Annotated in this window: 23 protein-coding genes; 9 read left to right on the top strand and 14 right to left on the bottom strand. The window is 60.4% G+C overall.

The window, feature by feature from the left end:
• The first annotated feature begins 17 nt into the window (after nucleotides 1–17).
• Nucleotides 18–2,111 (top strand): ATP-binding protein, encoded by a 2,094-nt coding sequence (locus MRS74_RS18840; RefSeq protein ID WP_254581823.1) that lies wholly within the window; start codon nucleotides 18–20, stop codon nucleotides 2,109–2,111.
• Nucleotides 2,112–2,198: 87 nt separating this feature from the next.
• Here the strand turns inward: MRS74_RS18840 and MRS74_RS18835 are convergent, their stop codons facing one another.
• Nucleotides 2,199–3,176 carry a LysR family transcriptional regulator gene (locus MRS74_RS18835; protein ID WP_254581822.1) on the bottom strand — a complete coding sequence of 326 codons (978 nt, stop codon included), beginning with the start codon at nucleotides 3,174–3,176 and terminating at the stop codon, nucleotides 2,199–2,201.
• Between the two features lie 166 nt (nucleotides 3,177–3,342).
• On the opposite strand from MRS74_RS18835, the gene MRS74_RS18830 reads away from it, so the two are divergent.
• The 8 genes from MRS74_RS18830 (at nucleotide 3,343) to MRS74_RS18795 (ending at nucleotide 10,120) form a co-directional block, all read left to right on the top strand.
• The gene (locus MRS74_RS18830; RefSeq protein ID WP_254581821.1) at nucleotides 3,343–4,650 is read left to right on the top strand and encodes an NAD(P)/FAD-dependent oxidoreductase; all 1,308 of its coding nucleotides are present in this window, start codon (nucleotides 3,343–3,345) and stop codon (nucleotides 4,648–4,650) included.
• Between the two features lie 117 nt (nucleotides 4,651–4,767).
• Nucleotides 4,768–5,118: a EutQ-related cupin domain-containing protein gene (locus MRS74_RS18825; RefSeq protein WP_254581820.1), complete on the top strand. Its 351-nt coding sequence runs from the start codon at nucleotides 4,768–4,770 to the stop codon at nucleotides 5,116–5,118.
• A 172-nt stretch (nucleotides 5,119–5,290) separates the two neighbouring features.
• A complete protein-coding gene (locus tag MRS74_RS18820) occupies nucleotides 5,291–6,331 on the top strand; it encodes a GlxA family transcriptional regulator (protein WP_254581819.1) in 1,041 nt (346 codons plus the stop codon).
• Nucleotides 6,332–6,652: 321 nt separating this feature from the next.
• Nucleotides 6,653–6,889: a Trp family transcriptional regulator gene (locus tag MRS74_RS18815; protein ID WP_254581818.1), complete on the top strand. Its 237-nt coding sequence runs from the start codon at nucleotides 6,653–6,655 to the stop codon at nucleotides 6,887–6,889.
• Between the two features lie 9 nt (nucleotides 6,890–6,898).
• Nucleotides 6,899–8,290, top strand: coding sequence for an anthranilate synthase component I family protein (locus MRS74_RS18810; protein WP_254581817.1), 1,392 nt, complete (start codon nucleotides 6,899–6,901; stop codon nucleotides 8,288–8,290).
• Nucleotides 8,287–8,958 (top strand): anthranilate synthase component II, encoded by a 672-nt coding sequence (locus tag MRS74_RS18805; protein WP_254581816.1) that lies wholly within the window; start codon nucleotides 8,287–8,289, stop codon nucleotides 8,956–8,958. Before MRS74_RS18810 ends, MRS74_RS18805 begins: the two co-directional genes overlap by 4 nt.
• A 53-nt stretch (nucleotides 8,959–9,011) precedes the next feature.
• Entirely contained in the window at nucleotides 9,012–9,152 is a 141-nt protein-coding gene (locus MRS74_RS18800) for an AraC family transcriptional regulator (protein WP_254581815.1), read from the top strand.
• A 113-nt stretch (nucleotides 9,153–9,265) separates the two neighbouring features.
• A complete protein-coding gene (locus MRS74_RS18795) occupies nucleotides 9,266–10,120 on the top strand; it encodes a tetratricopeptide repeat protein (protein ID WP_254581814.1) in 855 nt (284 codons plus the stop codon).
• 80 nt (nucleotides 10,121–10,200) lie between these two features.
• Here MRS74_RS18795 and MRS74_RS18790 read toward each other — a convergent pair whose 3' ends face one another.
• The 13 genes from MRS74_RS18790 to MRS74_RS18730 form a co-directional block, all read right to left on the bottom strand.
• Nucleotides 10,201–11,031, bottom strand: coding sequence for an FTR1 family iron permease (locus MRS74_RS18790; RefSeq protein WP_254581813.1), 831 nt, complete (start codon nucleotides 11,029–11,031; stop codon nucleotides 10,201–10,203).
• A gap of 13 nt (nucleotides 11,032–11,044) precedes the next feature.
• On the bottom strand, nucleotides 11,045–11,365 hold the full coding sequence (locus MRS74_RS18785) for a cupredoxin domain-containing protein (RefSeq protein WP_254581812.1): 321 nt from the start codon (nucleotides 11,363–11,365) through the stop codon (nucleotides 11,045–11,047).
• 248 nt (nucleotides 11,366–11,613) lie between these two features.
• Nucleotides 11,614–12,480: a formyltetrahydrofolate deformylase gene (purU, locus tag MRS74_RS18780; protein ID WP_254581811.1), complete on the bottom strand. Its 867-nt coding sequence runs from the start codon at nucleotides 12,478–12,480 to the stop codon at nucleotides 11,614–11,616.
• A gap of 258 nt (nucleotides 12,481–12,738) precedes the next feature.
• Nucleotides 12,739–13,422 carry a sarcosine oxidase subunit gamma gene (locus MRS74_RS18775; RefSeq protein WP_254581810.1) on the bottom strand — a complete coding sequence of 228 codons (684 nt, stop codon included), beginning with the start codon at nucleotides 13,420–13,422 and terminating at the stop codon, nucleotides 12,739–12,741.
• Complete coding sequence (locus MRS74_RS18770) at nucleotides 13,415–16,438, bottom strand: sarcosine oxidase subunit alpha (protein WP_254581809.1); 3,024 nt, start codon at nucleotides 16,436–16,438, stop codon at nucleotides 13,415–13,417. The genes MRS74_RS18775 and MRS74_RS18770 overlap by 8 nt, the downstream gene beginning before the upstream one ends.
• A gap of 12 nt (nucleotides 16,439–16,450) precedes the next feature.
• Entirely contained in the window at nucleotides 16,451–16,738 is a 288-nt protein-coding gene (locus tag MRS74_RS18765; RefSeq protein WP_254581808.1) for a sarcosine oxidase subunit delta, read from the bottom strand.
• 14 nt (nucleotides 16,739–16,752) lie between these two features.
• Nucleotides 16,753–18,006: a sarcosine oxidase subunit beta family protein gene (locus tag MRS74_RS18760; RefSeq protein WP_254581807.1), complete on the bottom strand. Its 1,254-nt coding sequence runs from the start codon at nucleotides 18,004–18,006 to the stop codon at nucleotides 16,753–16,755.
• A 97-nt stretch (nucleotides 18,007–18,103) separates the two neighbouring features.
• A complete protein-coding gene (gene glyA, locus MRS74_RS18755; protein WP_254581806.1) occupies nucleotides 18,104–19,363 on the bottom strand; it encodes a serine hydroxymethyltransferase in 1,260 nt (419 codons plus the stop codon).
• Nucleotides 19,364–19,986: 623 nt separating this feature from the next.
• Nucleotides 19,987–20,382: an MAPEG family protein gene (locus MRS74_RS18750; protein WP_254581805.1), complete on the bottom strand. Its 396-nt coding sequence runs from the start codon at nucleotides 20,380–20,382 to the stop codon at nucleotides 19,987–19,989.
• Nucleotides 20,383–20,446: 64 nt separating this feature from the next.
• Nucleotides 20,447–21,121, bottom strand: coding sequence for an HAD family hydrolase (locus tag MRS74_RS18745; protein ID WP_254581804.1), 675 nt, complete (start codon nucleotides 21,119–21,121; stop codon nucleotides 20,447–20,449).
• Nucleotides 21,122–21,352: 231 nt separating this feature from the next.
• Nucleotides 21,353–22,399 carry a recombinase RecA gene (gene recA / locus MRS74_RS18740; RefSeq protein WP_254581803.1) on the bottom strand — a complete coding sequence of 349 codons (1,047 nt, stop codon included), beginning with the start codon at nucleotides 22,397–22,399 and terminating at the stop codon, nucleotides 21,353–21,355.
• Nucleotides 22,400–22,537: 138 nt separating this feature from the next.
• On the bottom strand, nucleotides 22,538–23,017 hold the full coding sequence (locus MRS74_RS18735) for a CinA family protein (protein ID WP_254581802.1): 480 nt from the start codon (nucleotides 23,015–23,017) through the stop codon (nucleotides 22,538–22,540).
• 93 nt (nucleotides 23,018–23,110) lie between these two features.
• The gene (locus tag MRS74_RS18730; protein WP_254581801.1) at nucleotides 23,111–24,421 is read right to left on the bottom strand and encodes a ComEA family DNA-binding protein; all 1,311 of its coding nucleotides are present in this window, start codon (nucleotides 24,419–24,421) and stop codon (nucleotides 23,111–23,113) included.
• Nucleotides 24,422–25,388: the final 967 nt, after the last annotated feature.

Below are 25,388 nucleotides of genomic sequence, written 5' to 3'. Positions count from 1 at the left end.
GTACGAGGCAAGCGGCGATGAACTTCCTGATCACACTCGATACGGACAACCTGGAAACGGTGATACGCTTCTACCGCGCCGCATTCGGCCTGGGCGTTGGCCGCCGCTTCGGCACCTGCGGCGTGGAGTTGCTCGGCGGCCCGGCACCCCTTTACCTGCAGGCCCAGACATCGGGAACCGGCAGCACGGCTGAGCCGCGCCGCCTCGACTGGATCGTCGACGACATCGCCGCCGCCGTGCAGCAGGCGACTGCGGCCGGTGCCCGGCTTGCGAGCCCGATCGAGACCTCTCCCGCCGGTCAACAGGCGCTCATGCTGGACCCCTTTGGCCATGACTTCCGTTTCTTGACGTTTGTGGAGCTGGGCGATAGCGCCAGCACGGGCGCTTCCGCTGCCCGCCCGGGTGCCACCACCGGCCAGAGGCCCGGCCTCCGGCATGGCAAGCAGACCACAACGCACCGCGGCAGGGACCAGAAGTATGCCCCCCGACTCGGCGACCCTGTCGGCGTGGCGGCGATGCCAGAGCCATTACGCATACTGCATTTGGAAGACAACGCCGACGACGCCGAGCTGATACGGGCGGCGCTTTCCCGCCAGGGACTTGCCAGCGACATATGCGTGGCGGCCTCGCGCGACCAGTTCCTGTATGCGCTGAACAGCACCCGCTTCGATCTGATTCTGTCGGACAGCAGTGTCCCGGGTTTCAGTGGCCAGGCAGCCCTGGATGTCATACAGCGGCAATGCCCTGGCGTCCCGTTCATTTTCGTGTCGGGCCATGCCGACGAGACCGGGTCGAGCGACACCCAGACCCCGGGCAACGTCTGCATTCCCAAAACCAGGCTCGAGCGCCTGGCGCCCGCCATCGAGCAGATGCTCCAGGCGCCGCAGCCCGAGGCGCACCAGCAGAGCCCGGCGCACGCGGATTATCCCACCGAGCTGCTGATCGGCGTGATCCAGCAACTGTCCCTGGCCCGCGATCTGGACACCGTCATGAAAGTGGTTCGCCAGGCCGCGCGCAACCTGACCGGGGCCGACGGGGCAACCTTCGTATTGCGCGAACAACAGCTGTGCTACTACGCCGACGAAGATGCCATTGCGCCGCTCTGGAAAGGCAGCCGGTTTCCGATGTCGGCCTGCATCAGCGGCTGGGTCATGCAGCACAAGGAGCCGGCCGTTATCGAGGATATCTACCAGGACCCCCGCATTCCGGCCGACGCCTACCGACCGACCTTTGTCAAAAGCCTGGCAATGGTGCCGATAAGGACCGAATCCCCGATCGGGGCGATCGGCAATTACTGGGCCCAACCACACCGGGCCACACCGCAGCAGCTGAATCTGCTGCAGGCGCTGGCCAACAGCACCGCGATCGCGCTGGAGAACGTACAGCTCTATAACGAACTTGAACAGCGGGTCACACAAAGAACCCGCCAGCTGGAAGCCGCCAATCAGGAACTGGAGGCGTTTTCCTATTCTGTCTCCCACGATCTGCGGGCACCTCTGCGGCACCTCGATGGTTTCAGCCAGATGCTGCTTGAGCAGTCCGGTGACCTGCTAGGTTCTGACGGGCGCGATTACCTCAACCGCATGAGGCGCGCCTCGCAGCGCATGAGTCAGTTGATTGACGACCTGCTGAGACTGTCGCGGATCTCCCGCGCCGAGATGCTGCGGGAGACGGTCGACCTCACAGCCATGGCCCGTGACATCATCGCGGACCTTCAGGCTGGCGCGCCCGAACGCCAGGTGACAGTGGTCATCGAGCAGGAGCTGTCGGCCCACGGCGACCTGCGCCTTTTGCGGGTCGTGCTGGAAAACCTGCTGTCCAATGCCTGGAAGTACAGCGCCAGGACACCCCGGGCCCGCATCACCATTGGCAGCACCGGTCAGACCCCGAACCTGCAGACCTATTACATCCGGGACAACGGTGTCGGTTTCGACATGGCCCATGCCGACCGGCTCTTCAGCCCCTTCCAGCGCCTGCACACCGAAACGGAGTTTCCCGGTAACGGCATCGGACTGGCGACCGTTCAGCGCATTATCCACAAGCATGGGGGCCGCATCTGGTCCGAAGCAGCCCCGGGTGAAGGAGCGACGTTTTTCTTTACGCTGGCCTGAGCTCGTCAGGCTGTTGAACAGCGATGGCGAAGCCGCTGGCGCCGATCAAACACCTGCTATCCCAAAAACCGCTTCAGCTTCAACACCTCATAGCTCCCCCTCGCTATCCAGCGCCTGCGGCGTCAACCAGGGTGCCCGTTCAGACAGCGCCGCAAATACTGGACCCAGGAGAATGGCCCGGATCGCGTTGGCCACCTGCCCGGGAATGGCACCCATTTCCCCTTCCCGCGCCAGCAGATACACAGTGCGGGCGTGGCGGCTGCGATCCAGCTCCATCAGGCGCACATCCGCCGTCAGATAAAGCACCTGGGCCAGGCAGAGCGCGCTCAGAATGGCCCAGCCGTGACCATCGTGGACGAAGTTCATCAGCGTATGGGTGTCATCGGTTTCGTAGCGCACGTTGGCCTGCATGCCCATGCGCCGCAGCACCACTTCGCTGTAAGCGCCTATATGGGTATGGCGGCCGTACTTGATCATCGGCAGGCGCCGGGCCAGGGACTCAACCGACACCGGGTCCGGCAGCCCGCCCAGATCCCGCGCTGACACGGCCAGCAGCATGGGGTCACGGAACAGCTCAAAGCGCTCCAGCCCATCTACGCCGGTAAGGGGATCATTGGACACCAGAATATCAATTTCACGCTCAAGGAAGGCCTGCATCAGTGGCGGCGTCAGGCCGCTGCGCAGTGTCAGCTGTTCGATATAGGGGCTCAGCTGTGCAATCAGCTTGCTGCCGAACACTTCGGAACAGGAAGTAATCAACCCAAGTCGACACTGCACCAGCCCCTGGTCGGCGGCACCGCGCACCCGGGCACTGAGTCGGCGCAGCTCGCCCAGAATGCCATCGGCATTGCGTTTGAGGGCGTTGCCGGCGGCGGTCAGATGCAGCGGCCGGCTGCGCCTTACCACCAGCGCGGTACCCAGCTGTTCTTCAAGCTGCTTCAGACACTGGGATACGGCCGACTGGGTCACTCCGAGGCGGCGGGCGGCATCGGTCAGGGAAGGCGACTCCGCAATCATCACGAAGGTGTAGAGCATATGGGTATCGAGCAGTCGGGTATCGGACATAAGGCATCCAACTATTAGCCTAACTAATGATCCTTATTATAGTTGGTACTAACACCGCATTTATGTAGTGAATCTAATAAAAATTAGAAATAATCGCCGACAGATTATGACACCGGGTCGCAGCCGCCACCCACACGACAACGCTCCAGCACGATGGATAAAGACAATGATTCTTCCCCAATATGACGGCAACTGTGGCTGGTATGAGATGCTCGGAACTGTCTCGGACTTTCCTGCGCTGACGCAGGATATTCGCGTCGATGCCGCCGTCATTGGCGGGGGTTTTGTGGGCTGTGCCGCGGTGCGCCGGCTGGCGGAAAATCGCCCCGATGACAGTTTTGTGCTGATCGAGGCGCTGAAGGTCGGCCAGGGCGCGTCCGGGCGCAATTCGGGCTTTGTCATCGACCAGCCACACAAGCGCGACCTGGAGCTGGGTGACAAGGAGCTCAAGCGCAAGATGGTGCATTTAAACCGCACCGCCATCGATTATCTGGAAACCCAGATAAACAATTACAACATTGACTGCCAGTGGTCCAAGGCCGGCAAGTACCAGGGCGCCGTGGGCGCGCGTGGCGAGAAATTCCTCGATCATTACGAGCAGCTGCTAAAGAACTTTGGCGAAACTTACGAGCGCCTCAGCCAGCAGAAGATGCAGGATATATTCGGCACCGACTATTACAGCGCCTGCATCTTTACGCCCGGCGGCACCCTGATGCAGCCCGCCGCCCTGATGCGCGGCCTGGCGGACAACATGCCGGCCAACGTGCGCATCGCAGAACATTCGCCCGTGCTGGAGATCACCCGTACCGCCGACGGCTTTGTGCTTTACACCGGCAAGGCCCGCATTGAGTGCCGCCAGCTGATTCTGGGCACCAACATCTTTACCGCGGAGCTCGGCTTCCTGCGCGATCGCATCCTGCCGGTCATGACCTTCGCCAGCATGACACGCCCGCTGAGCGATGCCGAGATGAAACTCTATGGCGGCCAGCTCGACTGGGGCCTGACCCCGGCTGACCACGCCGGCACCACGCTGCGCATGACCCAGGACCGCCGGATTATCATCCGTAACTCCTACCGCTACGCCCACGACTACAATACGCCGCAGGACCTCCTGCCCGGCATTCGCCAGCGTCACCTCGAAGGCTTCGAAGCGCGCTATCCGGCGCTGAAAAACGTGGAGTTCGACTACACCTGGGGCGGTGCCAGCAGCCTGTCGGGCAACTTCGAGACCTATTTCGGCGAGCTTGAAAACGGCATCTTCGCCTCCGCCTGCGACCAGAGCGTCGGCGCCGCCCGTGGCACCATCTCCGGCATGATGCTGGCCGATATGGCCTCGGGCAAGAAGACCGACCTGCTGAGCAACATGCTGGAAGTCTCGGGCAACCCCTCGCGCCTGCCGCCCAAGCCGCTGCTGCACATAGGCGTACCGCTGCGCATGGCCATGGCGCGCTTCGCCAGCCGCTCGGAGCTGTAATCGACAGCCCGAGTCCGCCTGTCCTCAGGCTGCAGGGGCTCTCCCGCCCCTGCGGGGCCTTGACGACGCTGTTGTTGCGCGCCTAATTCCTTTCAATAAAACCAGGTCGAGAACGCCATGTCCGCCAAACTGATTCACGCCTCCAGTCTCAACTTTCAGCATCGCGGCGGCCCGCCAGGCGCCGCCGCCGTCGCCCGTGCCGTCAGCACCGACATCAGTGCCACCATGGGTGCGGGGGTGGCAAGGTTCGATGCCTGCTCTATCGCCTGGACTGTGCTCTACGACGAAGTCGTTTATGTGGTCGATGGCGTGTTTCGCCTCGTCACACAAGATGGCGTGCTGGAAGGCCAGGCCGGTGACATCATCTGGATCCCCGAGGGCACCGAGCTGAAATATGAAGGCGAGCAGGCCACCATCTTCTACGCCGTCTACCCCGGCAACTGGAAAGCCCTGAACGGCCTGGAATAATGGCGCCTGTACCGGCTGGGCCTTTGCTACCCGGCGCGGCCGTTAAGGGCGCGGATCGGACATCCGTAATCCGCACCCGATAACCCGGGGCGCGATTAGCGCTGCCTGCCCGTGCACAGGCTTTGCTATACTGGTCTCCCGGTTTCTTGACGACCTGTTAGCGACCCAGCCCATGACAAACCAGCACCGCCAGCGCACCTTCGACAGCCGTTTCAAACGCAGCAACCAGGCATACCTCAAGGAAAGCGAGACCAGCTCCGCGCCTGCCATTCGAATCGGCTTCGTGCTGCGTGAACACTTTTCCATGATGGCGTTTACCGCTGCGGTGGATGCCATCGTCACCGCCAACCTGCTGAGCAGCACGCCACTCTACAGTTTTCACACACTGAGCCTGGATGGCGGCGCTATCCGCAGCGATCTTGGAATCGAAATTTCGGTGGACGGCGCCCTGCAAGCGCAGAGTCCGAGCGAACTGGACATACTCTTCCTGTGCGGCGGGCTGCGCTGCGACCTGCAACCGGACCGCGGGCTGCAGGACCGGCTGCGGGACGCCGCCCAGCATGGCCTGACCCTGGGCGGCCTCTGGAATGGCAGCTATCTGCTGGCCCAGGCCGGCCTGATGGACGGTTATGAGTGCACCGTGCATCCCGAAAGTCGCGATGGCCTGCGGGAAACCTGCCCAAAGGTCACGCTGTCGGCCAATCCCTATGTGATCGACCGTGAGCGCGTCTCCTGCGCCGGCGCCAGTAGTGCGCTGAACATGATGCTGGCGGTGATTCGTCAGCATTACGGCAACGAAGTGGTACGCGGCATCGAGGAAATCCTCAGCTGCGACAAGATTGGCGAAATTCCCGAGCACCCCATGCCCTGCACTGCCATAGATCCGGCCCTGCCGGAATCCCTGCAAGCGGTACTGCAGCTGATGGAAGCCAATATCGAGGAGCCCCTGGGCATGGAAGAGCTGGCGGGGCTGGTCAACCTGTCGCGCCGTCAGATCGAGCGCCTGTTCCATCGCTATATCGACAGCACCCCCTCCAAGTATTATCTGGAGCTGCGTATCACCCGCGCCCGGCGCCTGCTGCTGCAGACCAACGAAAGCATCGCCGCCATTACGGTGGCCTGTGGTTTCGTCAGCACCACCCACTTCAGCCACTGCTATCGCGACTATTTCGGCCAGTCACCGAGCCAGGCACGCCAGAACCGCGGCCGCTGAGGCCGCGGTAACATCAGGGCTGTTCACAGGCTGCTAGCAGCCTGTCGGACTTACCACTGACCTACTGCGGAAAAGCCGAATTTGGTCATTTTATGTACTCTTCTTTGTTAAATAGACTCGCTATTCGCCTCAAAAGAGCCCAAAAACTGCCGTAAATCGGTCTTTCCCTCGCTACGATCGGCCAAGCCCGACAGGCTGCTAGTGAGTCCGAATCTCACCCCGGACCATTTTCCTGGAAGTCCTGCAGCAACACGGCCTCCACAGCCCCCGGGCGACATTTTTTGCTGTCATGCTCCGGCCATTGTGATAGCGTACTAGTACATGAATACACTCTATCTGAACGAACTCCTGGATTACCTGCTCGCACAGCAGGATCGAGACGCCCTGGAAAAAGCGCTGCAGGACCTGCTGACGCCCACCGAACTGACCGAGGTGGGCAAACGGCTGCAGATCCTGCGCCTGCTGGAGGCGGGCGTGCCGCAGCGAGAGATCGCCAGGCGGCTGGGTGTCGGCATCGCTACGGTAACGCGTGGATCACGCGCCCTGAAATCGGAATAGCCCTTAACCATGAACAGAAAACCCTCTCCCATAGCGCTTCCCCGCAAGCCCCACTACATTACGCTGACAGCCGACTGCGATTTTTTCGGCCTGTTCAAGAAGATCGAAAAGCGCTTCGATAACTGCTTCATGCTCGAATCCCTCGGCGAGGAAAGCTACATATCGCGCTACTCGATTATCGGCTTCGACCCGGAACAGCAGATCTGGGCGGCCGAAGGCCAGCTGCACATTCAGCAGCGCGACGGCCAGATCGAATCCTACGCCAGCGACAACCCCTACTACCTGCTGCGCGAGATAGTGCCGCAGAACATCATTTCGAGGAAATACGCCGGCGGCCTGACCGGCTACATCGGCTACGACTGCGTCAACTACTTCGAGCCGACGCTGGCGCTGCAACACAGCGAACTGTTCGACGTCTTCCGCTTCGGTGTGTACAAGGACGGGCTTATCCTCGACAAGATGACCGGCGAGGTCATCTACTTCTACTACAGCGACAACCGCATGGATCTGGTCGATACGCTGCTGCGCGAACCCTACGCCGGCAACGGCCCGCTGAAAATAATTGCGCAGGGCGAGACCATGACGCGGGACATGCACGCTGCGGCGGTGATGAAGGTGAAGCAGGACATCGTCGATGGCAAGATCTTCCAGTGCGAGGTCGGCTTCAAGAAGCGCTTCCGCCTTGAAGGCGACAGCATCAACATCTACGAACAGCTGCGCGAGGTGAACCCGTCGCCACAGATGTACTACGTGAAATTCGGCGACCAGAAACTGATCGGCGCCAGTCCTGAACTGCTGTTCCGGCTGCGCCAGGGTGAAATGGAGACCTTCCCCCTCGCCGGCACCGCCGGCCGCGGCAAGGACCCAGCCGAGGACAGGCAGCTGGCCTGCACACTGCTGAACGATCCGAAGGAGATCGCCGAACACAACATGATCGTCGACCTGCACCGCAACGATATAGGCCGGGTGGCGCGCTTCGGCACCGTCAAGGTGCGCAGTCTGATGGACATCAAGCGCTACAGCCACGTGCAGCACATCTCGAGCGAAATCGTCGGCATCATCGACGAGGGTCATGACATGTTCTCGGCACTGGCCAGCAACTTCCCGGCAGGCACCCTCACCGGTGCACCCAAGATCGAAGCAATGAAGGTCATAGACGCGCTGGAAAACGACGGTCGCGGCCCTTATGGCGGCGCGGTCGGGCACTTCTCCTTCAACGGCGACTGCACCTTCGCGATCCCGATACGGACGGTGTTTGCCAACGGCGAAAACGCCTATGTCCAGACCTGCGGCGGCAACGTCTACGACTCCAACCCGGACGACGAGTACCAGGAGATCATGCGCAAGTTCGCCGGCACAAAGAAGGTCCTAGACCGCTTTATCGAGGAGACGCAGGCATGAAGGTCTGGATCATCGACAACTACGACTCCTTTACCTACAACCTCTACCAGTTCATCGGCGAAATCCTGACCAGCGCACGGCTCAGGGGCGAAGTCGGCGACTTCAGCCTCGTCGTCAAGCGCAACGACGAGGTGACGCTGGAGCAGATCCGCGCAGCCGCTCCGGACCGGATCATCATATCCCCGGGACCGGGGTCGCCCGACGACGACAGCTATTTCGGCATCTGTGCCTCCGTGATCCGCGAACTGGGTCCCACCACAGCGCTGCTGGGCGTCTGCCTCGGCATGCAGGGCATAGTCCACGTGTTCGGCGGGCGCGTGATCAAGGCCCGGCTGCCGATGCACGGCAAGATCAGCCCGGTAACCCATAACGGTGAAGGGGTGTTCCAAAACACGCCCGACGGCCTGGAGGTGATGCGCTATCACTCGCTGATCGCCGAGCCGGAGAGCCTGCCCGACTGCCTCGAAGTAACCGCCGCGGTGGGCAACCTGCCCGCGAGCGCCTTTGCCGATCATGCCCGCATCCACGCCGGTGGCGATTTCGAGATCATGGGGGTGCGCCACCGGGAATACCCGATCCAGGGCATCCAGTTCCACCCTGAGTCCTTCGCCACTGAAGGCGGCAAGGAGCTGATCGCCAACTTCCTCTTCACACCAGAACACACCTGATTCCAGCGCCCGCGGCGGCTTGATATCCGCCTGCGGGCTCGGGGGCCGGGCCCATGCAAGCCATTGCCGCCATCACCCTGGCCTACGGCTTTGTCAGCACCAGCCAATTCAGCCACTGCTACCGCGCCTATGTCGGCCAGTCACCGAGCCAGGCACGCCTGTGCGGCCAAACCTCCAAGTTCGGGGGAAACTGACCGCATCATTCGCTGACTGCGCAATCCGGTGATGTTCAGGCCCGCGCTGTTTTGGTATTTTTAAAAAGACTCTAAAAAGCTGTCCGCCAATCTTGCGATAAGGAACCTTGACCATGCCATACCGGCCTGTATCACCGGCAAAGCGCAGCCTGCGCGGCCTTCGTACCGCGTCCAGGCCCCGTCTGACGGCCTTGACGCTTGGCGCCAGCCTTTTGCTGGCACAGGGCAGCTTCGCCGCCGACTTCATGACCGGATTCAATGCCTACGAAGCCGGTGACTATGCCATAGCCATTCAGGAATTCACGCCGCTGGCCGAGCAGGGAGACACCACCGCCCAGTACAATCTTGCGCTGATGTATGCCGACGGCCTGGGCGTACCCAGGGATCCAGCCCAGGCTGCGCGATGGTTTACGCCTGTGGCGGAAAAAGGCAACAGCCGGGCCCAGTTCCTGCTGGCCGGTTTCTATGAACGCGGTGATGGCGTGCCGCAGAATCATGACATCGCCACCCAGTGGTATAATCGCGCCGCCGAGCAGGGGCATATGTACGCCCAGTATCACCTGGGCGGAAAATACTACGCCGGTCGGGGAATCCCGAGGGACTACAGCGCCGCCGCCAAATGGTATCGCAAGGCCGCCGAGCTCGGGCATATCAATGCCCAGTTCAACCTGGGGGTGATGTACGAAAAAGGCCAGGGGGTTGCACAGGATTACGAACAGGCCCACACCTGGTATGCCATAGCGGCCAGGCAGAATTTCGCCAGCGCCCAGACCAATCTGGGGCTGCTGTACTTCAACGGCCAGGGCGTAACCCGGGATTATCAGAAAGCCTACTTCTGGTTCAGCATCGCCAAGGCCAACGGTGCCGGCAGCGAGGCGCTGGAACTGGTGACCGACAAGCTGAATCTGGATGAGATTTCAGAGGTGCAGGAACAGGCCCGTGAGTGGCGGGCCCTGAACGGTAATTAGAGGGATTTTGAACAGCAGGGTTGCTAAAGGGGCGCCGGATTTGCGCTCCGACTGCCCCTGATCTCTCAGGCGCCTGAGGCTCAGGCGCCAGAAGCCTTGGCACGGACGCGGGGCTGAGCATTGCCCACCCACTTCATTGCGCCAGCGATCAATAGCAGCGTCACCAGATAGAAGCCCAGCTGTATGGCCGTGGGTCTTGCCTGATAACCCACCAGAACATGCAGCAACTGGCCGAGGATGGACTTCTCGGAAAGCAGGGCGCTACTGTTCCACAGCGGAGCCTGGCTCGGCAGAATGCCGGCCTGGCTCAGATAACCCGCCGCCGACGCTGCCAGGCCTGCGGCCAGCAGCAGAATCAGCCAGCCCGTCACGCGGAACAGCCACTGCGTCGGGATGCGCAACAGGCCAAAGTACAGCAGAGCGCCGGCCGCGATACCGACAACCACGCCCAGGGCTCCACCGCTGAGCATCATCGAAGCCGAGCTGCCGCTGGCCGCCACCCCGTACATGAACAGCACGACTTCGGACCCTTCGCGCAACACCGCCAGACCTGCGGTGACCGCCAGCACGTAGAGGGGCAAGGAGCCTTCAGTGATCCTCGCGCCCACCTGTTTCAGCTGGGCCACCAGCGCACGGGCGTGGCGCGACATCCAGATATTGTGCCAGGCCAGCATGCTCACGGCGGTCAGCAGAATGCCTGCATTCAGCAGTTCCTGCCCCACTCCCTTGAAGGCACTGTTGATGCTGCCTGCGAACAGGGCCACAACAAAAGCACCCGACAGCCCCACCACCAAGCCTCCGCCGATCCACTGGGTACGACCGCGCAAGCCGCGCGTGGCAGCCATCAGGATGGTCACGATCAGGGCAGCTTCAAGCACTTCGCGAAAAACAATGACGGCAGAACTCAGCATGGGGCAACCTCCCTTATTGGACGATCAGTGCGCCTTTGGCAGTATCTTCGTGGAATTCACCCACGAATTTATACTCACCGGCCTCGAAAGGCCCAACCAGAATTTCCGCCTGACTGTGACCTGGAATGATTTTCTCGACATCGAAATCGTCACCCTCGAACTCTTCGGGCGTGTCATCCTGATTATCCACCACCAGCTTGACCTGCTGACCCGCCGGAATCATGGTTTGGGCCGGCTGAAAAAGATGGTCCTTGATCGTAATCTGGAAAACCGGCATTTCAGCAAAGGCTGGCAGGCTTGCGCCGATCAGTAGCGCCAACAAGATCTGTTTCATCGGTGGACTCCTAGCTCTCCAAATAAGAATGACTATCATAGTCAGTCGTATTAAGCATTGCAACAGGGTCTTTTAACACGCCAAACGCCCTGCATGCAGGGCGAGGAAACAAGGTCTGTGACAACATAGAACGCCGCCGCAACCGGACGACGATACAGGCAAGGGCCCCGAACCTGGCGTTTTGGGGGGAGCTCTAAGAGCGGTTGCCAGGCCCAGGGTGAGTGTTGTATCAGATGCCGGGAGCGCCCTTAGTCGGAAAAGACCGCGGTGCGCTGACCCAGCACAAAGACACGTTTTTCAATGTGATAGCGGATGGCCCTGGACAGCGTTACACGCTCGATGTCCTGCCCCTTTTCCACCAGATCTTCCGGATACTGCGCATGATCCACCGGCTGAATGCCCTGGGTAATGATGGGCCCTTCATCCAGATCATTGTTGACATAATGTGCCGTGGCACCCACCAGCTTGACGCCCTTGGCCCAGGCCTGATGATAGGGCTTGGCACCCTTGAAGCCCGGCAGCAGCGAGTGGTGAATGTTGATGGCCCAGCCATCCAGTTTGCGGCACAGATCCGGTGACAGCACCTGCATGTAGCGCGCCAGAACCACAAGTTCAGTATCGTATTGCTGAATCAGCTGCCAGACCTGAGCTTCCTGCTCCGCCTTGGTATCCGGCGTAATGGGCAGGTGGTGGTAGGGAATGCCGTGCCACTGGGCCAGTGGTTCCAGATCCGGGTGATTGGAGATAATCACCGGGATTTCGATGTTCAGCTGACCGGTACGAAAACGGTACAGCAGATCATTGAGGCAATGGTCGTACTTGGACACCAGAATCGCCACCCGCGGCTTGTGTTCCGGCGTTCGCAACTGCCATTCCATGTCAAAGCCGGCGGCTCGCTCGGCAAAGGCCACATTGAAGGCCGCTTCGCTGAAGTTGTCATCCTCGGGGCGGAATTCGACCCGGATGCAGAAACGATCCAGTTCGCGGTCATCAAAAGACTGCATTTCCAGCACATAGTTGCGGGTTTCGGCCATGAACCGGGTCACCACATCCACGGTACCCAAACGGCTCGGACACTGTGCCGTGAAAATCCAGGGTTTCAATTTTGCTGTCATCTCAAGTCCTCGTTAGCCGCAGCCCGAACAACCAATGCGCCCGGCCTGCGGTTTCAACCTCGGCGTATCAGACTCCTGGCGAGAACTCGCCACCTTGAGCCTTTCCCCTTTCCCCTTTCCCCTTTCCCCTTGCTACTCAGTCCTTTACCAGCAGACTGAACTCAGGCCTGGCGTCCTGCAGCCAGAGCCAGAGGCCAACCTGGAAAGAGTGCGAAGCTGCGACGAATCGCTCGACCGCAGCAGCCGCAACCGTTTCGCTCAGTCCTTGATAACCAGTCCAAACTCCGCAGAGGCATCCTGCAGCCAGAGCCACAGATAATCAGCAAAACTACGTCGAATCACCAGTTCCCAGTTCTGTTCACCGGTGCGACGGATCACAGCCTGGCTCTTGGCAAAAACGGTGGTGACGACCTTGCCCACCGGGAAGTTACGGTCATGTACGTCATAGGGCGTGGACTTCTTCAGCACCGCGCGCGCATTGGGGCCGGACAGTTCCAGTACGGTCTGGCCACCACTGACATTGACGATGGCGACATGGCCGCTCATGGCCTCACGCAGGCGGTTTTCAAGCTCGAAGGCTTCCCTGCCGGGCAGAATCACCAGCCACTCGTCGGGCGCGATCCAGCGCACCGACAGAGTGCCGTCCTCAGCTGCCGTAAGCGGCTGCGTCGGCAGATCAAACCCCAGCACGGCCCTGGCGCCGGCCAGAAAGCCTGCATTGTCCTGGCTGCCGCGGATCACCAGGTGACCCAGCAACTTGTGTTCCTGCAGCGTGACGCCACCGGCCTTGGGGCCCTGTTTTGCCACAGTGGCGAGGTCCGCGTGATACAGCGGCGACTCGGCACGGATGTCGGTGCCGGCCAGCTGATCCATCAGGGCAACAGTTTCGACGGAGGCCGCCTCAACTGCGGCCTGTTTGGTTGGTGCAATGATGTCAGACATTTTGACGCTCCCCCTTGGGATCCAGGAACACCGGGTTGCAGATTTCGGCTTCGATCACGCGGCCATCGGCCAGCGGATAGAACACGGTTTCGCCCATGCGGTTGTGACCGTTGCGCACAAAGCCCATGGCCACGGAATGACCGAGGTTGGCGCTGTAGTAGCTCGAGGTCACATGACCCAGCATGGTCATGGGGATCGGCTGTTTGGGGTCATTGACCGCCTGGGCGCCTTCCGGAATGACGACTTTAGGATCCCGGGTCTTGAGGCCCACCAGATGCTTGCGATCGGTACGGACACAGTCCTCACGGGCCATGCCGCGCTTGCCGATGTAGCTGAACGGCTTGGTGTTGGAAACACACCAGCTCATGCCCAGATCGATCGGGGTCACGGAACCGTCGGTATCCTGGCCTGCGATGATGAAACCCTTCTCGGCACGCAGCACGTGCATGGTTTCGGTACCGTAGGGCGTCAGGTTGTACTTGGCGCCGTGCTCGAACAGCTTTTCCCATACGTGCAGACCGTAGTTGGCCTGAACGTTGATTTCATAGGACAGCTCACCGGTGAAGGAAATGCGGAATACCCGCGCCGGCACGCCGGCCACATCACCCTGACGCCAGTCCATGAACTTGAAGGTATCACGGTCCAGATCGAGATCGGTCAGCTCGCTCAGCAGCTTGCGGGCATTGGGACCGGAAATCGTCATGGTGGCCCAGTGATCGGTCACGCTGCTGAAGTAGACTTCCAGCTCCGGCCACTCGGTCTGATGATAGAGTTCCAGCCATTCCAGTACGCGCGCCGCGCCGCCGGTGGTGGTGGTCATCAGGAAGTGGTTGTCGGCCAGGCAGGAGGTTACGCCGTCGTCGAACACCATGCCATCTTCACCGCACATCAGGCCGTAGCGGCACTTGCCAACCGGCAGTTTTGCCCAGGCGTTGGTGTAGACGCGGGCCAGGAATTCACGCGCATCCTTGCCCTGGATATCGATTTTGCCAAGCGTCGAGGCATCGAGGATACCCACACTTTCGCGGGTTGCCTTGCACTCACGATCCAGCGCCTGCTGCATGGTTTCGCCGCCCTGGGGGAAGTACCAGGGACGCTTCCACTGACCCACGTCCTCGAACAGCGCGCCGTTGGCAACATGCCACTTGTGCATGGCACTGAAGCGGTTGACGTCGAACAGCGCACCGCAATCACGCCCCGCCACGGCACCAAAGGTCACCGGGGTGTAGTTGGGACGGAAAATAGTGGTGCCAGTCTGGGGAATGGTCTGGTTCAGCGACTTGGCAGCAACCGCCATGCCGTTGATGTTGCCCAGCTTGCCCTGATCGGTACCAAAGCCCATGGCGGTATAACGCTTGACGTGCTCGATGGACTCAAAGCCCTCGCGCGTCGCCAGCTCAATACCGGCCGCAGTAACGTCGTTCTGGTAATCCACGAACTGTTTCGGTGCCCGCGACGTCGGCTTGGTGTGCGGGATATGGAACAGCGCCATGGCTTTGCCTTCGCGCACTTTCTCTGCCAGCGGCAGGGAAATGCCCTTGGCGGCATCGCCAAAGCCCGCGGCTTCACAGGCAGCAGCGCCGGCACGGGCGCCCTCTTCCAGCACCGCCTTGAGGCCGTAAGTACCGTTGATACCACCGGCACAGTGCTGCTTCTGCACGGTTTTGCCGGGCACAAAGCCAATCACATCATCGCGCCACTCGGGACGGCTGCCAGTATGGCATGACAGGTGAATAACGGGGCTCCAGCCACCGGAGCTGGCAACGGTATCGCAGCTCAGGCGCTCAACCGATCCCGCCAGCGCATCGCCAGCCGCATTCAGCGGTGCAATGGAAACGCCAGTCACGCGCTTGCTGCCCTGCACCTCGATCACGCCGGAACCGGCAATGATTTTCAGGCCACGGGACCTGGCCGCGTCAATACGATCGCCCTTGGGGTTCTGACGGGTATCGACAATGGCGACCACCTTGCGGCCGGCATCATGCCAGTCCAGCGCCGCCTGATAGGCATGGTCGTTGGTGGTCATGAGCACCAGTTCTTTACCCGGCACCACCGCATAGCGGTTGATATAGGTCGATACCGCCGCGGCCTGCATGCAGCCCGGCACGTCGTTGTTGCCAAATACCAGCGGACGCTCGTGGGCGCCGGTGGCCAGCACAACCTGGTTGGCTCGTACACGGTGCATGCGCTGACGCACCTGGCCCGCCGGTGCCTGGTCGCCCAGATGATCGGTGCAACGCTCGTGGATGGTAAGGAAGTTGTGATCGTGGTAACCGTTCACGGTGGAACGGGGCAGCAACAGAACCTCGGGGTGCTGTTTCAGCTCTGCAACCACAGTGGCAACCCACTCGGCGGCCGGACGGCCATTGAGGGTTTCACGGGTATCCAGCAGGCTGCCGCCAAATTCACTCTGCTCGTCCGCCAGAATCACGCGGGCACCGCTGCGCGCTGCAACCAGTGCCGCCGCAAGTCCTGCAGGACCTGCACCGACGATCATCAGATCGCAGTGATGGTTGACCTTGTCGTACATATCCGGATCACGTTCGGTGGACGAACGCCCAAGGCCCGCGGCCTTGCGGATAAACTTCTCGTAGGTTTCCCACAGCGACTGCGGGTACATGAAGGTCTTGTAGTAGAAGCCCGGCGGCATCATGCGCCCGCCAACCTTGCCGACGTAGCCCATAAGGTCGAGGTCGGCATTGGGCCAGCCATTGGTGGCACTGCACACCAGGCCGTTGAACAGGCTCTGCTGGGTGGCGCGCACGTTCGGCACCTGGGTCGCTTCCGTAGATCCGACCTGCAGTACCGCGTTGGGCTCTTCTGCACCGGCGGCGATGATGCCGCGCGGGCGGCTGTATTTAAAGCTGCGTCCGACGATATCCACGCCATTGGCCAGCAGGGCCGAGGCGACGGTATCACCTTCAAAACCGGGGTATTGACGACCGTTGTAGCTGAAATTCAGCGCCTTGGCACGGTCAACGCGTCCACCGGAGGCGAGACGATTTTTCTGGCTCATTATGTCCGCTCCTTAGCTGGCGGCGACCACAGAAGGCCGCTCCCCGATCTTGTAGACTTCTTTGATTTCGTAGCTGACGGTGTCGCGCGTCATATTGAAGAACTTGCGACAGCCGGTAGCGTGTATCCAGATCTCGTGATGCAGACCACGGGGGTTCTTGCGCATGTAGAGGTACTCGCCCCACTCGTGGTCAGTGCAATTGTCCGGATCCAGCGGCCGGGCCAGGTGTGCCTGGCCCTTGGCATGAAACTCTTCTTCTTCGCGGTGTTCGCCACAATGCGGGCAGTAGATATAGAACATCGTTATAACTCCCGTTAGTGTGCGACGCCGGCAGCGCCGTGTTCGTCGATCAGCGAGCCGTTGTGGAAACGGAACATGGAGAACGGCTTGGCCAGCGGATGGGCTTCGCCCTTGGCCAGGGTGGCGGCAAAGACATTGCCGGAGCCCGGCGTCGCCTTGAAGCCACCGGTCCCCCAACCGCAGTTGAAGAACAGGTTCTCAACCGGCGTATCGGAGATGATCGGGCAGGCATCCGGGCAAGTATCCACAATGCCGCCCCACTGGCGATTCATGCGCACTCGGCTGAACATCGGGAACAGCTCGATAATCGCCGCCACCGTATGCTCGATGGTGGGGTAGGAACCACGCTGGCCGTAGCCGTTGTAGCCATCGATACCTGCGCCTATTACCAGGTCACCCTTGTCGGACTGGCTGACGTAACCGTGTACGTGGTTGGACATGACCACGGTATCAAGGATCGGCTTGATCGGCTCGGAGACCAGTGCCTGCAGCGGGTGGCTTTCCAGCGGCAGGCTGAAGCCGGCCATGTTGGCCAGTACGCTGGAGTTACCGGCAACAACGCAACCCACACGATCGCCACTGATAACGCCGTGACGGTTGGTTTTTACACCGGTGATGGCGCCGTCTTCGATGACCATGTCGATCACTTCGGTCTGCTGAATCAGGTCCACGCCCAGGGCGTCGGCGGCACGGGCAAAGCCCCAGGCCACAGCGTCATGGCGCGCAACACCTGCACGCGGCTGCCAGGAGGCGCCCATGATCGGGTAGCGGGTGTTGGCGGAGCAGTCCATCATCGGCACGATTTCCTGTACCTGCTTGGTGTCCAGCACTTCGCCATCAATACCGTTTAGGCGGTTAGCGTTGACGCGGCGCTCGATATCGCGCATGTCCTGCAGCGTATGACCCAGGTTAAGCACACCGCGCTGAGAGAACATGACGTTGTAGTTCAGGTCCTGGGACAGGCCTTCCCACAGTTTCATGGCGTGCTCGTACAGGTGCGCCGCTTCGTCCCACAGGTAGTTGGAACGCACGATGGTAGTGTTACGGGCCGTGTTGCCGCCGCCGAGGTAACCCTTTTCGATCACCGCGACATTGGTAATGCCGTGTTCCTTGGCCAGGTAGTAGGCGGTTGCCAGACCATGCCCGCCGCCGCCGACGATGATGACATCGTACTTTTTCTTCGGCGTCGGATTGCGCCATACGCGCTGCCAGTTTTCGTGAAAATTCAGGGCATGTTTCAACAGCCCGAAACCGGAATAATGCTGCATAGTGCCAGCTCCCCCTAGACTCCCGGCCAGACCGGGATAATTCATGCATGTGTGACGCTAAAGCCGGGCACCCGCAGGTGCCCGCGACGAATCAAGCTTAGCGGTACGCCGGAAAGTCCGCACAGAGGGCGTGGACCTTGTTTTTTACTGCAGCGATGGCGGCTTCAGCGTCGCCTGCCTGCATGGCATCCAGAATGTCGGCAATCCAGCCGGCCAGGGCTTCACACTGCGCTTCCTTGAAACCGCGGGTAGTGATCACCGGCGAGCCGATACGCAGACCCGAGGTCACGAAGGGCGACTGCGGATCGTTGGGTACCGCATTCTTGTTGACGGTGATGGATGCACGACCCAGAGCTGCGTCTGCGTCCTTGCCGGTCAGGCCCTGCTTGATCAGGCTGAGCAGGAACAGATGGTTCTCGGTGCCACCGGAAACGACATCGTAGCCGCGATCGATAAACACCTTGGCCAGTACCTTGGCGTTCTTGACGACCTGCGTCTGGTACTCTGTGAATTCAGGCTGCAGCGCTTCCTTGAAAGCTACCGCCTTGGCGGCGATGACATGCATCAGCGGGCCACCCTGGCCACCCGGGAAAACAGCGGAATTCAGTTTCTTTTCCAGGTCGGCGTTGGCTTTAGCCAGAATCAGGCCGCCACGGGGGCCGCGCAGAGTCTTGTGGGTCGTAGTGGTGACCACATCGGCGAAAGGTACCGGGTTGGGGTACTGGCCAGCGGCGATCAGACCGGCCACGTGGGCCATGTCGACAAACAGGTAGGCACCTACCTCGTCGGCGATCTCGCGGAAACGCGCCCAGTCAACGATCTGGGAATAGGCGGAGAAACCGGCCACGATCATCTTGGGTTTGTGTTCGCGGGCAAGGCTTGCCACCTGGTCGTAATCGATTTCGCCGTTTTCGGTCAGGCCGTACTGTACCGCGTTGTAGATCTTGCCGGAAAAGTTGACGTGAGAACCGTGGGTCAGGTGACCACCGTGCGCCAGACTCATGCCCAATACGGTATCGCCCGGTGCGCACAGCGCCATGTAAACAGCGGCGTTGGCCTGGGAGCCGGAGTGCGGCTGCACGTTGGCGTAGTCGGCGCCAAAGAGTTCCTTGGCACGATCGATGGCCAGCTGCTCAACCACGTCGACATATTCACAGCCACCGTAGTAACGCTTGCCCGGGTAGCCTTCGGCATACTTGTTGGTCAGCTGCGAGCCCTGCGCCTGCATCACCAGCGGGCTGGTGTAGTTTTCAGAGGCAATCAGTTCAATATGATCTTCCTGACGCTGTACCTCAGCGGTCATGGCCGCCCACAGGTCTGCATCGAAATTCTGAATCAGGTCGTTATTATTAAACATCTAAAAATCTCCTCGCCAGGACATTCAGCCGGGAATTGAGTCATAAGGTTTTAATGGCGCGCAGCGCGCACCGGGATTCAGGTCAACAGCTCCACCGCACAGCGGTGAAAGTTGAGATCAGGACAGGCAGCTCCCCCACAGAACAACGCGTCATGGAACCGATAGTAGCCCTCAACTCACAAGCGAAAGTGTTCACCGGCGCCCTGATGATACTCATTTACGACACCGACCTGCCTCGCTGTCGCACAGAAGCAGCTCGACGCCCCTGACAGGCAGATGCAAATGGCACGGCATAGTTGCCGCATGACCAATACTGCCGGCGATTTCGGACCGGCATATCCATATGCGACAGTTACTCTTGTGTCACCGCGCCGATAGTCAGGTAGAGAGTCGGGGAGCCAGGCGCGCATCCTGCGTCACCCCCTCCCCCCGGCAACGGCAACGATGACGACTGACAATAAGAGAGGGCCAGGCCGTATTGGCGGCCTTGTAGAGGCGCGTCATTACAGCCTGACAGCCCGGCAGACGATCACCGGGGCGCGTGCATGGCCCCGCGTGCCGAGGGTACCAATAACACCGGAACCGGTTTCGAAGCCTGGGCAGGCCTGTCGGGACCCCGGCGTTCAGGCAACCATCGCTGCCAGATAGACGATATAGAAACAGCAACTGATGGCTGCACCGAAAATCAGCGACCGCAGGGCGGCAAGATTGGCGATATAAAACACGGCATGCAATAGGCGGCAGGCCAGAAAGATCAGCGCAACCAGATTCAGGCTCTGCAGGTCGACACCGCTGGCATAGGCGATAAAACAGGTGACACCAAAGATCGAGAGTGCTTCCCAGGCATTGGCCTGGGCCGCCTGGGCACGGGCACCGGGGCCTTCGAGCCTGGACTGCTGCAGGCGCGGATTGCTGTTGTCGAAGGCGCCGAACTGCTGGGCGCGGAAATAATTGCCGACGCCGGCCAGCAGAATGGGCAGGACGCTGACAATAAAAAGCACATACAAAATGACTGGCATGATTAATCCCTTTCAGATGATAAAAATGTCCTGCGGATGAACGGCACGGGATCGTGAACGCCGCTCAGGCGGGCGACGTCGCTTCCTGCAGCAACTGCTGCAGCTGACTCAGGTCGGCCACCACGGTTATGCCGGGCGCAAAAGGGTTCTCCCCTTTCACAACCCCGACAAAGGGCATCAGATTATGCACCGCTGCAATGTAGTCCACCCGACCATCCCCCACCATCAGACAGCGCGCGGCATCCAGCCGATGGGCGCGCAGCAGTTCGGCGATATTGATTTCCTTTTCCACCGGCGTACCCCGTACCTCGACAAAAAAGCCGGCCATGCCGCGGGCCTCGACAACCTGCTGCAACTCCTTTTCGGGCGTACCGGACACCACGAACATGGCGATACCCCGGGCCTGCAGCTCGTCGAGCAACGCACCGGCACCGGGCACCTCCGGCGAGCCGATCACCGCATCCATGCTGCGCTCGGCAAACTGCTGACACAGCGTCACCAGTGCCTCTTCGCTTAAGGGCTCCTGCAGCATTTCGCTATAGACATGGCGCAGCTTGGTACTGCGGGACCGACCTGTGTTGTGCACGAAGAACGCCAGAATCTGCTGTCGCAGTGCGTCGCTGCGCTCGGCAAAGAGCGACAGGAAAGTTTCAGCCTTGATGTCCAGCGATTGTGCCAGCGCATCGTCGAAATCAAAAAACACGGCCTGCAGATCACCCAGTGCAGGTATCCCGCGCACAACTGCAGCTCCATTCAGCCCTGTATCCACCATCTGCATCCCCCGATTAACCGCGACTCGAGCGCAGCCACTTTAGCACAGGCCCATGACAAAACAGTGCCCCGGCGTCACCCGGTTGTTTTCGGGCGGCGCAGCCCGGCCCGGGACGCCCTGGCGGCTCTTCGTAGGCCGAATAGCGCACACAAAAAAGGCTCCCGCGGGAGCCTTTTTCAGGTTATTAGCCAAACCGTATCAGAACTGCAGCTCTTCGGTTTCGCTGGCCTTGTCATCAGCTTCTGCCTTGGGCTTGGGTTTGACCAGCAGCTTCTCGCGAATGGCATTTTCGATCTCGGTAGCTATTTCGCTGTGCTCTTCGAGATACTTGGCCGCATTGGCCTTGCCCTGGCCGATCTTGTCGCCCTTGTAGGCATACCAGGCGCCGGACTTGTCCACCAGCCCCTGCTGCACACCCAGGTCGATCACCTCCCCCATGCGGTAGATGCCCTGACCGTAGAGAATCTGGAACTCGGCCTGACGGAACGGGGGGGCTACCTTGTTCTTGACGACCTTGACGCGGGTTTCGTTACCGGTGACTTCATCACCCTGTTTCACCGCACCGATACGACGGATATCCAGACGCACGGACGCATAGAACTTAAGCGCATTACCGCCGGTGGTGGTTTCCGGTGAGCCAAACATGACGCCGATCTTCATGCGAATCTGGTTGATGAAGATCATCAGGCAGTTGGTGTTCTTGATATTACCGGTCAGCTTGCGCAGCGCCTGGGACATCAGACGTGCCTGCAGGCCGACGTGGGAATCACCCATCTCGCCTTCGATTTCCGCCTTGGGCGTGAGTGCCGCCACAGAGTCAATGACGATCATATCGACCGCGGCTGAACGCACCAGCATGTCGGCAATTTCCAGCGCCTGCTCACCGGTATCCGGCTGAGACATCAGCAGGTTATCGACATCAACGCCCAGTTTCTCGGCGTAGATCGGATCCAGCGCGTGCTCGGCATCAATAAAGGCGCAGGTCTTGCCCTGACGCTGCGCCTGGGCAATCGTCTGCAGCGTAAGGGTGGTTTTACCCGAAGACTCAGGGCCATAGATTTCAACGATACGCCCGTAGGGCAGGCCGCCAATGCCCAGTGCGATATCCAGCCCCAGGGAGCCGGTAGAGACCGACGGAATGACTTCACGGGGCTGATCGCCCATGCGCATCACCGCGCCTTTGCCGAACTGACGTTCAATCTGACCCAGTGCCGCGTCGAGCGCTTTCTTTCTGTTCGCGTCCATCTTCCACCCCTTGCCCTTAGTCGGATACAGCACTCTGGCGCCAAACCGGATACTGTATGTTTGGACAGTATTATTCCAGATCGCTTTCGGAATGCAACCTCTTTGAGTGCTTTTTATACTGCAGACACCAATCGCCCGTCAGGCCTTTTCGAACTGGCTGAGCAGGCCGCGCAGAGCAATTTCTACCGCCTGGCGCCGCACCGCTGCACGATCCCCCGCCAGCAGGTGGCATTGTGCCTCAGTGGGCAGGCCCTCGCAGGCCCAGCCGAACCAGACAGTCCCCACGGGTTTCATTTCACTGCCGCCGCCGGGCCCGGCGATACCGCTGATCGACACCGCCACCCGCGCATCGCTGTGGCGCACCGCGCCTTCGGCCATGGCCCGCACCACCGCCTCGCTGACCGCCCCTTCGGACTCGATGACAGCGGGCGACACGCCCAGCATCCGCGCCTTGGCGGCGTTGGAATAGGTAACAAAACCGCAATCAAACCAGTTCGAACTGCCTGCCAGCGCCGTCAGTTCCTGCGCCACCCAGCCACCGGTACAGGACTCGGCCGTGGCCAGCATCCAGCCCCGTGCCTGTAGTCGCTGCGCTATCTGATCCACCCACTGCTGCATATCTGGCCTCCAGCGCCTTAGAGAGTCACCCAAGATGCCTGCCGAGCGCGCGCCGTGCAACCGGCAGGCAGCATTTGGCTTTGCAGAACGGATTCAGAGCCCAAGAAAGGGACGAAAGCGCTCCAGCGTCAGCTTGCCAATACCACGCACCTGAATCAGAGTATCCAGGCTGCCATAAGGTCGGCCGCTGATGATAGCGCTGGCCAGACGTGCCGAGATGCCCTTGATACGCGCCAGCTCCTGGGCGCTGGCGCTGTTAATCGACACCAGACTCGCGGCCGGCGCCACCGCCGCGGCCTCAGCAGACGCGGGAGCCGCGGTACCGCCATCGATATCCGCAGCAACCTCAGCAACCTCAGCAACCTCAGCAGCCTCAGCAGCCTCAGCAGACACGCCAGCATCAGCGGTGATGGCGGCGGACTCAACGCACACAACGACGGCAGCACAGTGAATTTCATCGGCCGCCATCCTGTCGGCCGCAGGGGCGGTCTCGGCCGGACTCTCAGCGACCCGGCGCTCTGGCACACCGGACTGCAGCTCCAGAAGCTGGGCCGAGTCCGGCTCCGGCGACAGGAGCTCCGCCTGGGCCTGTACCTCAGCTGCCAGCACCCGTTCAGGCCCGGACGCGGCTTCGCCCACGGACTCGGCAGCTGCCTGAGTTGCTGTCGCCGGCAGCGACAGCACACGGTAATCGCGGGTCAGACGTCCGGCTTGCGTCCACTCGCGCAACATCAGCACCAGCGACGCGTCGCCAGGTACAGCCCCACTCAGGTCAAGCCGGCAGTGCTTGTACAGCCACTCGAAGCCACCGCACAGTGTACCCAGCTCCGTGGCCGCCAGCAGGGTTCCGCTAAAGGCGCCTCCCCGGTAGGGCTCGGGCAGCGCCCAGAGTTCCAGGCACAGGGAACCGGACAAATTGTTGGCAGCGCGAGGATTGAGAATGCGTTCAACCGTCAGATCCGCATGTTTTGCCCCCAGGTCGCACTGAACCTCGCCCAGCAACATCGGCTGGGTGAAAGCCTGACGGTTGTCGAAGTTGACGTAATCATGCAGCTGTACGGCACCGCAGGCGTCCACGGCCACCAGTGTCAGGACGATGGCATAATCGCCCTGCCCGGCCGGCGGCAGGGCCAGGGCATGCTCCTCGGCAAACAGGGCTGTCGTGCCCTGGATATCCAGCGGGCACTCGGCGACCTTGACTCCCTGCAACAGGCCGCCATCAAAGCGGGAATCGCAGGCCCAGAGCTGCAGCAGGCAACGTCGGTGACCGAAGGATTGCGGGTCGAGGATGGCCACCTCTGCGCCGAGCTGCACGCGGTCTCCGTCTATGCGGTAACGCAGCTCACCACTGAAGCGGGCAACCGGACACGGAGTATGGCTGGCGGGGTAATCTTGGTACGTCATGAATTGCTTCTCTGATCAGGGTATCAGGCGAAATGCGCAGCATTATAAGGATATAGGCCGGGAATAAAATGGCAGGCGGCCGCTTTGTGACAATAAATTAAAGATCGACGCATATATCCCCATTTAACCGCCGATTCAAAGCATTTGCGCACCACATCAGTGCACACTCCAGCAGATCTGCTGCAACGCCACAACGGCACGGCGCAGCCCTCAACCTGCGGCGCGGCTGCAATTCGATGCGATTGAATGGGCTTTGGTCCCTGGATCAGGTGACAGCTCCCGGGATTACACATAATAACGTCTGCAAGGCAGACGCGAATTCAACTGTGGAGCCGAAACGGCTTGGCGGGCGCATAACCGGACCATACGGAAGCATCTGGCAGCAAAAACCTGTTCGGCACTATAGATGCCAGATTTATAATGATTAGCATTTTGACAGGATTAAATGTATTTCAACCAGTGGAGTAAAATTCATCAGAGCAGAGACCCAATGCGACAGATATTTTAAAACCGTAGCAATGAATATGGAAACTTAGCATGATAATTTTTGCGTGGATTATTAACCCGGCGGGTTAATACATGAAGCACGGATGCTTCATCATTGGCCGCAGGCCAATGCGAACACCACAAAAACCAGCACGTCCACGCACTTGCGCCTGTTTTTGTGGGGTGACTGGAAAATAGGGAAGGAACCTATTTGCCAGTCAGGTTAATAAGAACAGAAACACGCAGCCCCGGTTCAACCTGGATTTATGTAGATATACCCAGATTACTTTTATAGGGGAAGCTCATATACACAGGCGGAAAATGACTTATAGGTTCGAAACAACGAGCTTTAATAAACACCAAGGTGCAAAAGGGTTCATTAAGAACCCTTTTGCACCTTGGCTATTCCAGAGTGAGCGGGATTATCGTGCCGGAGCCACTTCAGCTATCCCGGCGTCATCGACCCAGTCGACATCCGTGA

This window comes from Marinobacterium sedimentorum (assembly GCF_024267675.1).
GTDB classification, from domain to species: Bacteria; Pseudomonadota; Gammaproteobacteria; order Pseudomonadales; family Balneatricaceae; genus Marinobacterium_A; species Marinobacterium_A sedimentorum.
The sequence above is the reverse complement of the archived record's forward strand: the minus strand, read 5'-3'. Positions and strand labels throughout refer to the sequence as shown.

Bases quoted from the DNA above. Each gene is read 5' to 3' on its own strand.
- MRS74_RS18840 (WP_254581823.1), top strand. From the start codon at position 18: ATGAACTTCCTGATCACACTCGATACGGACAACCTGGAAACGGTGATA.
- MRS74_RS18835 (WP_254581822.1), bottom strand. From the start codon at position 3,176: ATGTCCGATACCCGACTGCTCGATACCCATATGCTCTACACCTTCGTG.
- MRS74_RS18830 (WP_254581821.1), top strand. From the start codon at position 3,343: ATGATTCTTCCCCAATATGACGGCAACTGTGGCTGGTATGAGATGCTC.
- MRS74_RS18825 (WP_254581820.1), top strand. From the start codon at position 4,768: ATGTCCGCCAAACTGATTCACGCCTCCAGTCTCAACTTTCAGCATCGC.
- MRS74_RS18820 (WP_254581819.1), top strand. From the start codon at position 5,291: ATGACAAACCAGCACCGCCAGCGCACCTTCGACAGCCGTTTCAAACGC.
- MRS74_RS18815 (WP_254581818.1), top strand. From the start codon at position 6,653: ATGAATACACTCTATCTGAACGAACTCCTGGATTACCTGCTCGCACAG.
- MRS74_RS18810 (WP_254581817.1), top strand. From the start codon at position 6,899: ATGAACAGAAAACCCTCTCCCATAGCGCTTCCCCGCAAGCCCCACTAC.
- MRS74_RS18805 (WP_254581816.1), top strand. From the start codon at position 8,287: ATGAAGGTCTGGATCATCGACAACTACGACTCCTTTACCTACAACCTC.
- MRS74_RS18800 (WP_254581815.1), top strand. From the start codon at position 9,012: ATGCAAGCCATTGCCGCCATCACCCTGGCCTACGGCTTTGTCAGCACC.
- MRS74_RS18795 (WP_254581814.1), top strand. From the start codon at position 9,266: ATGCCATACCGGCCTGTATCACCGGCAAAGCGCAGCCTGCGCGGCCTT.
- MRS74_RS18790 (WP_254581813.1), bottom strand. From the start codon at position 11,031: ATGCTGAGTTCTGCCGTCATTGTTTTTCGCGAAGTGCTTGAAGCTGCC.
- MRS74_RS18785 (WP_254581812.1), bottom strand. From the start codon at position 11,365: ATGAAACAGATCTTGTTGGCGCTACTGATCGGCGCAAGCCTGCCAGCC.
- purU (WP_254581811.1), bottom strand. From the start codon at position 12,480: ATGACAGCAAAATTGAAACCCTGGATTTTCACGGCACAGTGTCCGAGC.
- MRS74_RS18775 (WP_254581810.1), bottom strand. From the start codon at position 13,422: ATGTCTGACATCATTGCACCAACCAAACAGGCCGCAGTTGAGGCGGCC.
- MRS74_RS18770 (WP_254581809.1), bottom strand. From the start codon at position 16,438: ATGAGCCAGAAAAATCGTCTCGCCTCCGGTGGACGCGTTGACCGTGCC.
- MRS74_RS18765 (WP_254581808.1), bottom strand. From the start codon at position 16,738: ATGTTCTATATCTACTGCCCGCATTGTGGCGAACACCGCGAAGAAGAA.
- MRS74_RS18760 (WP_254581807.1), bottom strand. From the start codon at position 18,006: ATGCAGCATTATTCCGGTTTCGGGCTGTTGAAACATGCCCTGAATTTT.
- glyA (WP_254581806.1), bottom strand. From the start codon at position 19,363: ATGTTTAATAATAACGACCTGATTCAGAATTTCGATGCAGACCTGTGG.
- MRS74_RS18750 (WP_254581805.1), bottom strand. From the start codon at position 20,382: ATGCCAGTCATTTTGTATGTGCTTTTTATTGTCAGCGTCCTGCCCATT.
- recA (WP_254581803.1), bottom strand. From the start codon at position 22,399: ATGGACGCGAACAGAAAGAAAGCGCTCGACGCGGCACTGGGTCAGATT.
- MRS74_RS18735 (WP_254581802.1), bottom strand. From the start codon at position 23,017: ATGCAGCAGTGGGTGGATCAGATAGCGCAGCGACTACAGGCACGGGGC.
- MRS74_RS18730 (WP_254581801.1), bottom strand. From the start codon at position 24,421: ATGACGTACCAAGATTACCCCGCCAGCCATACTCCGTGTCCGGTTGCC.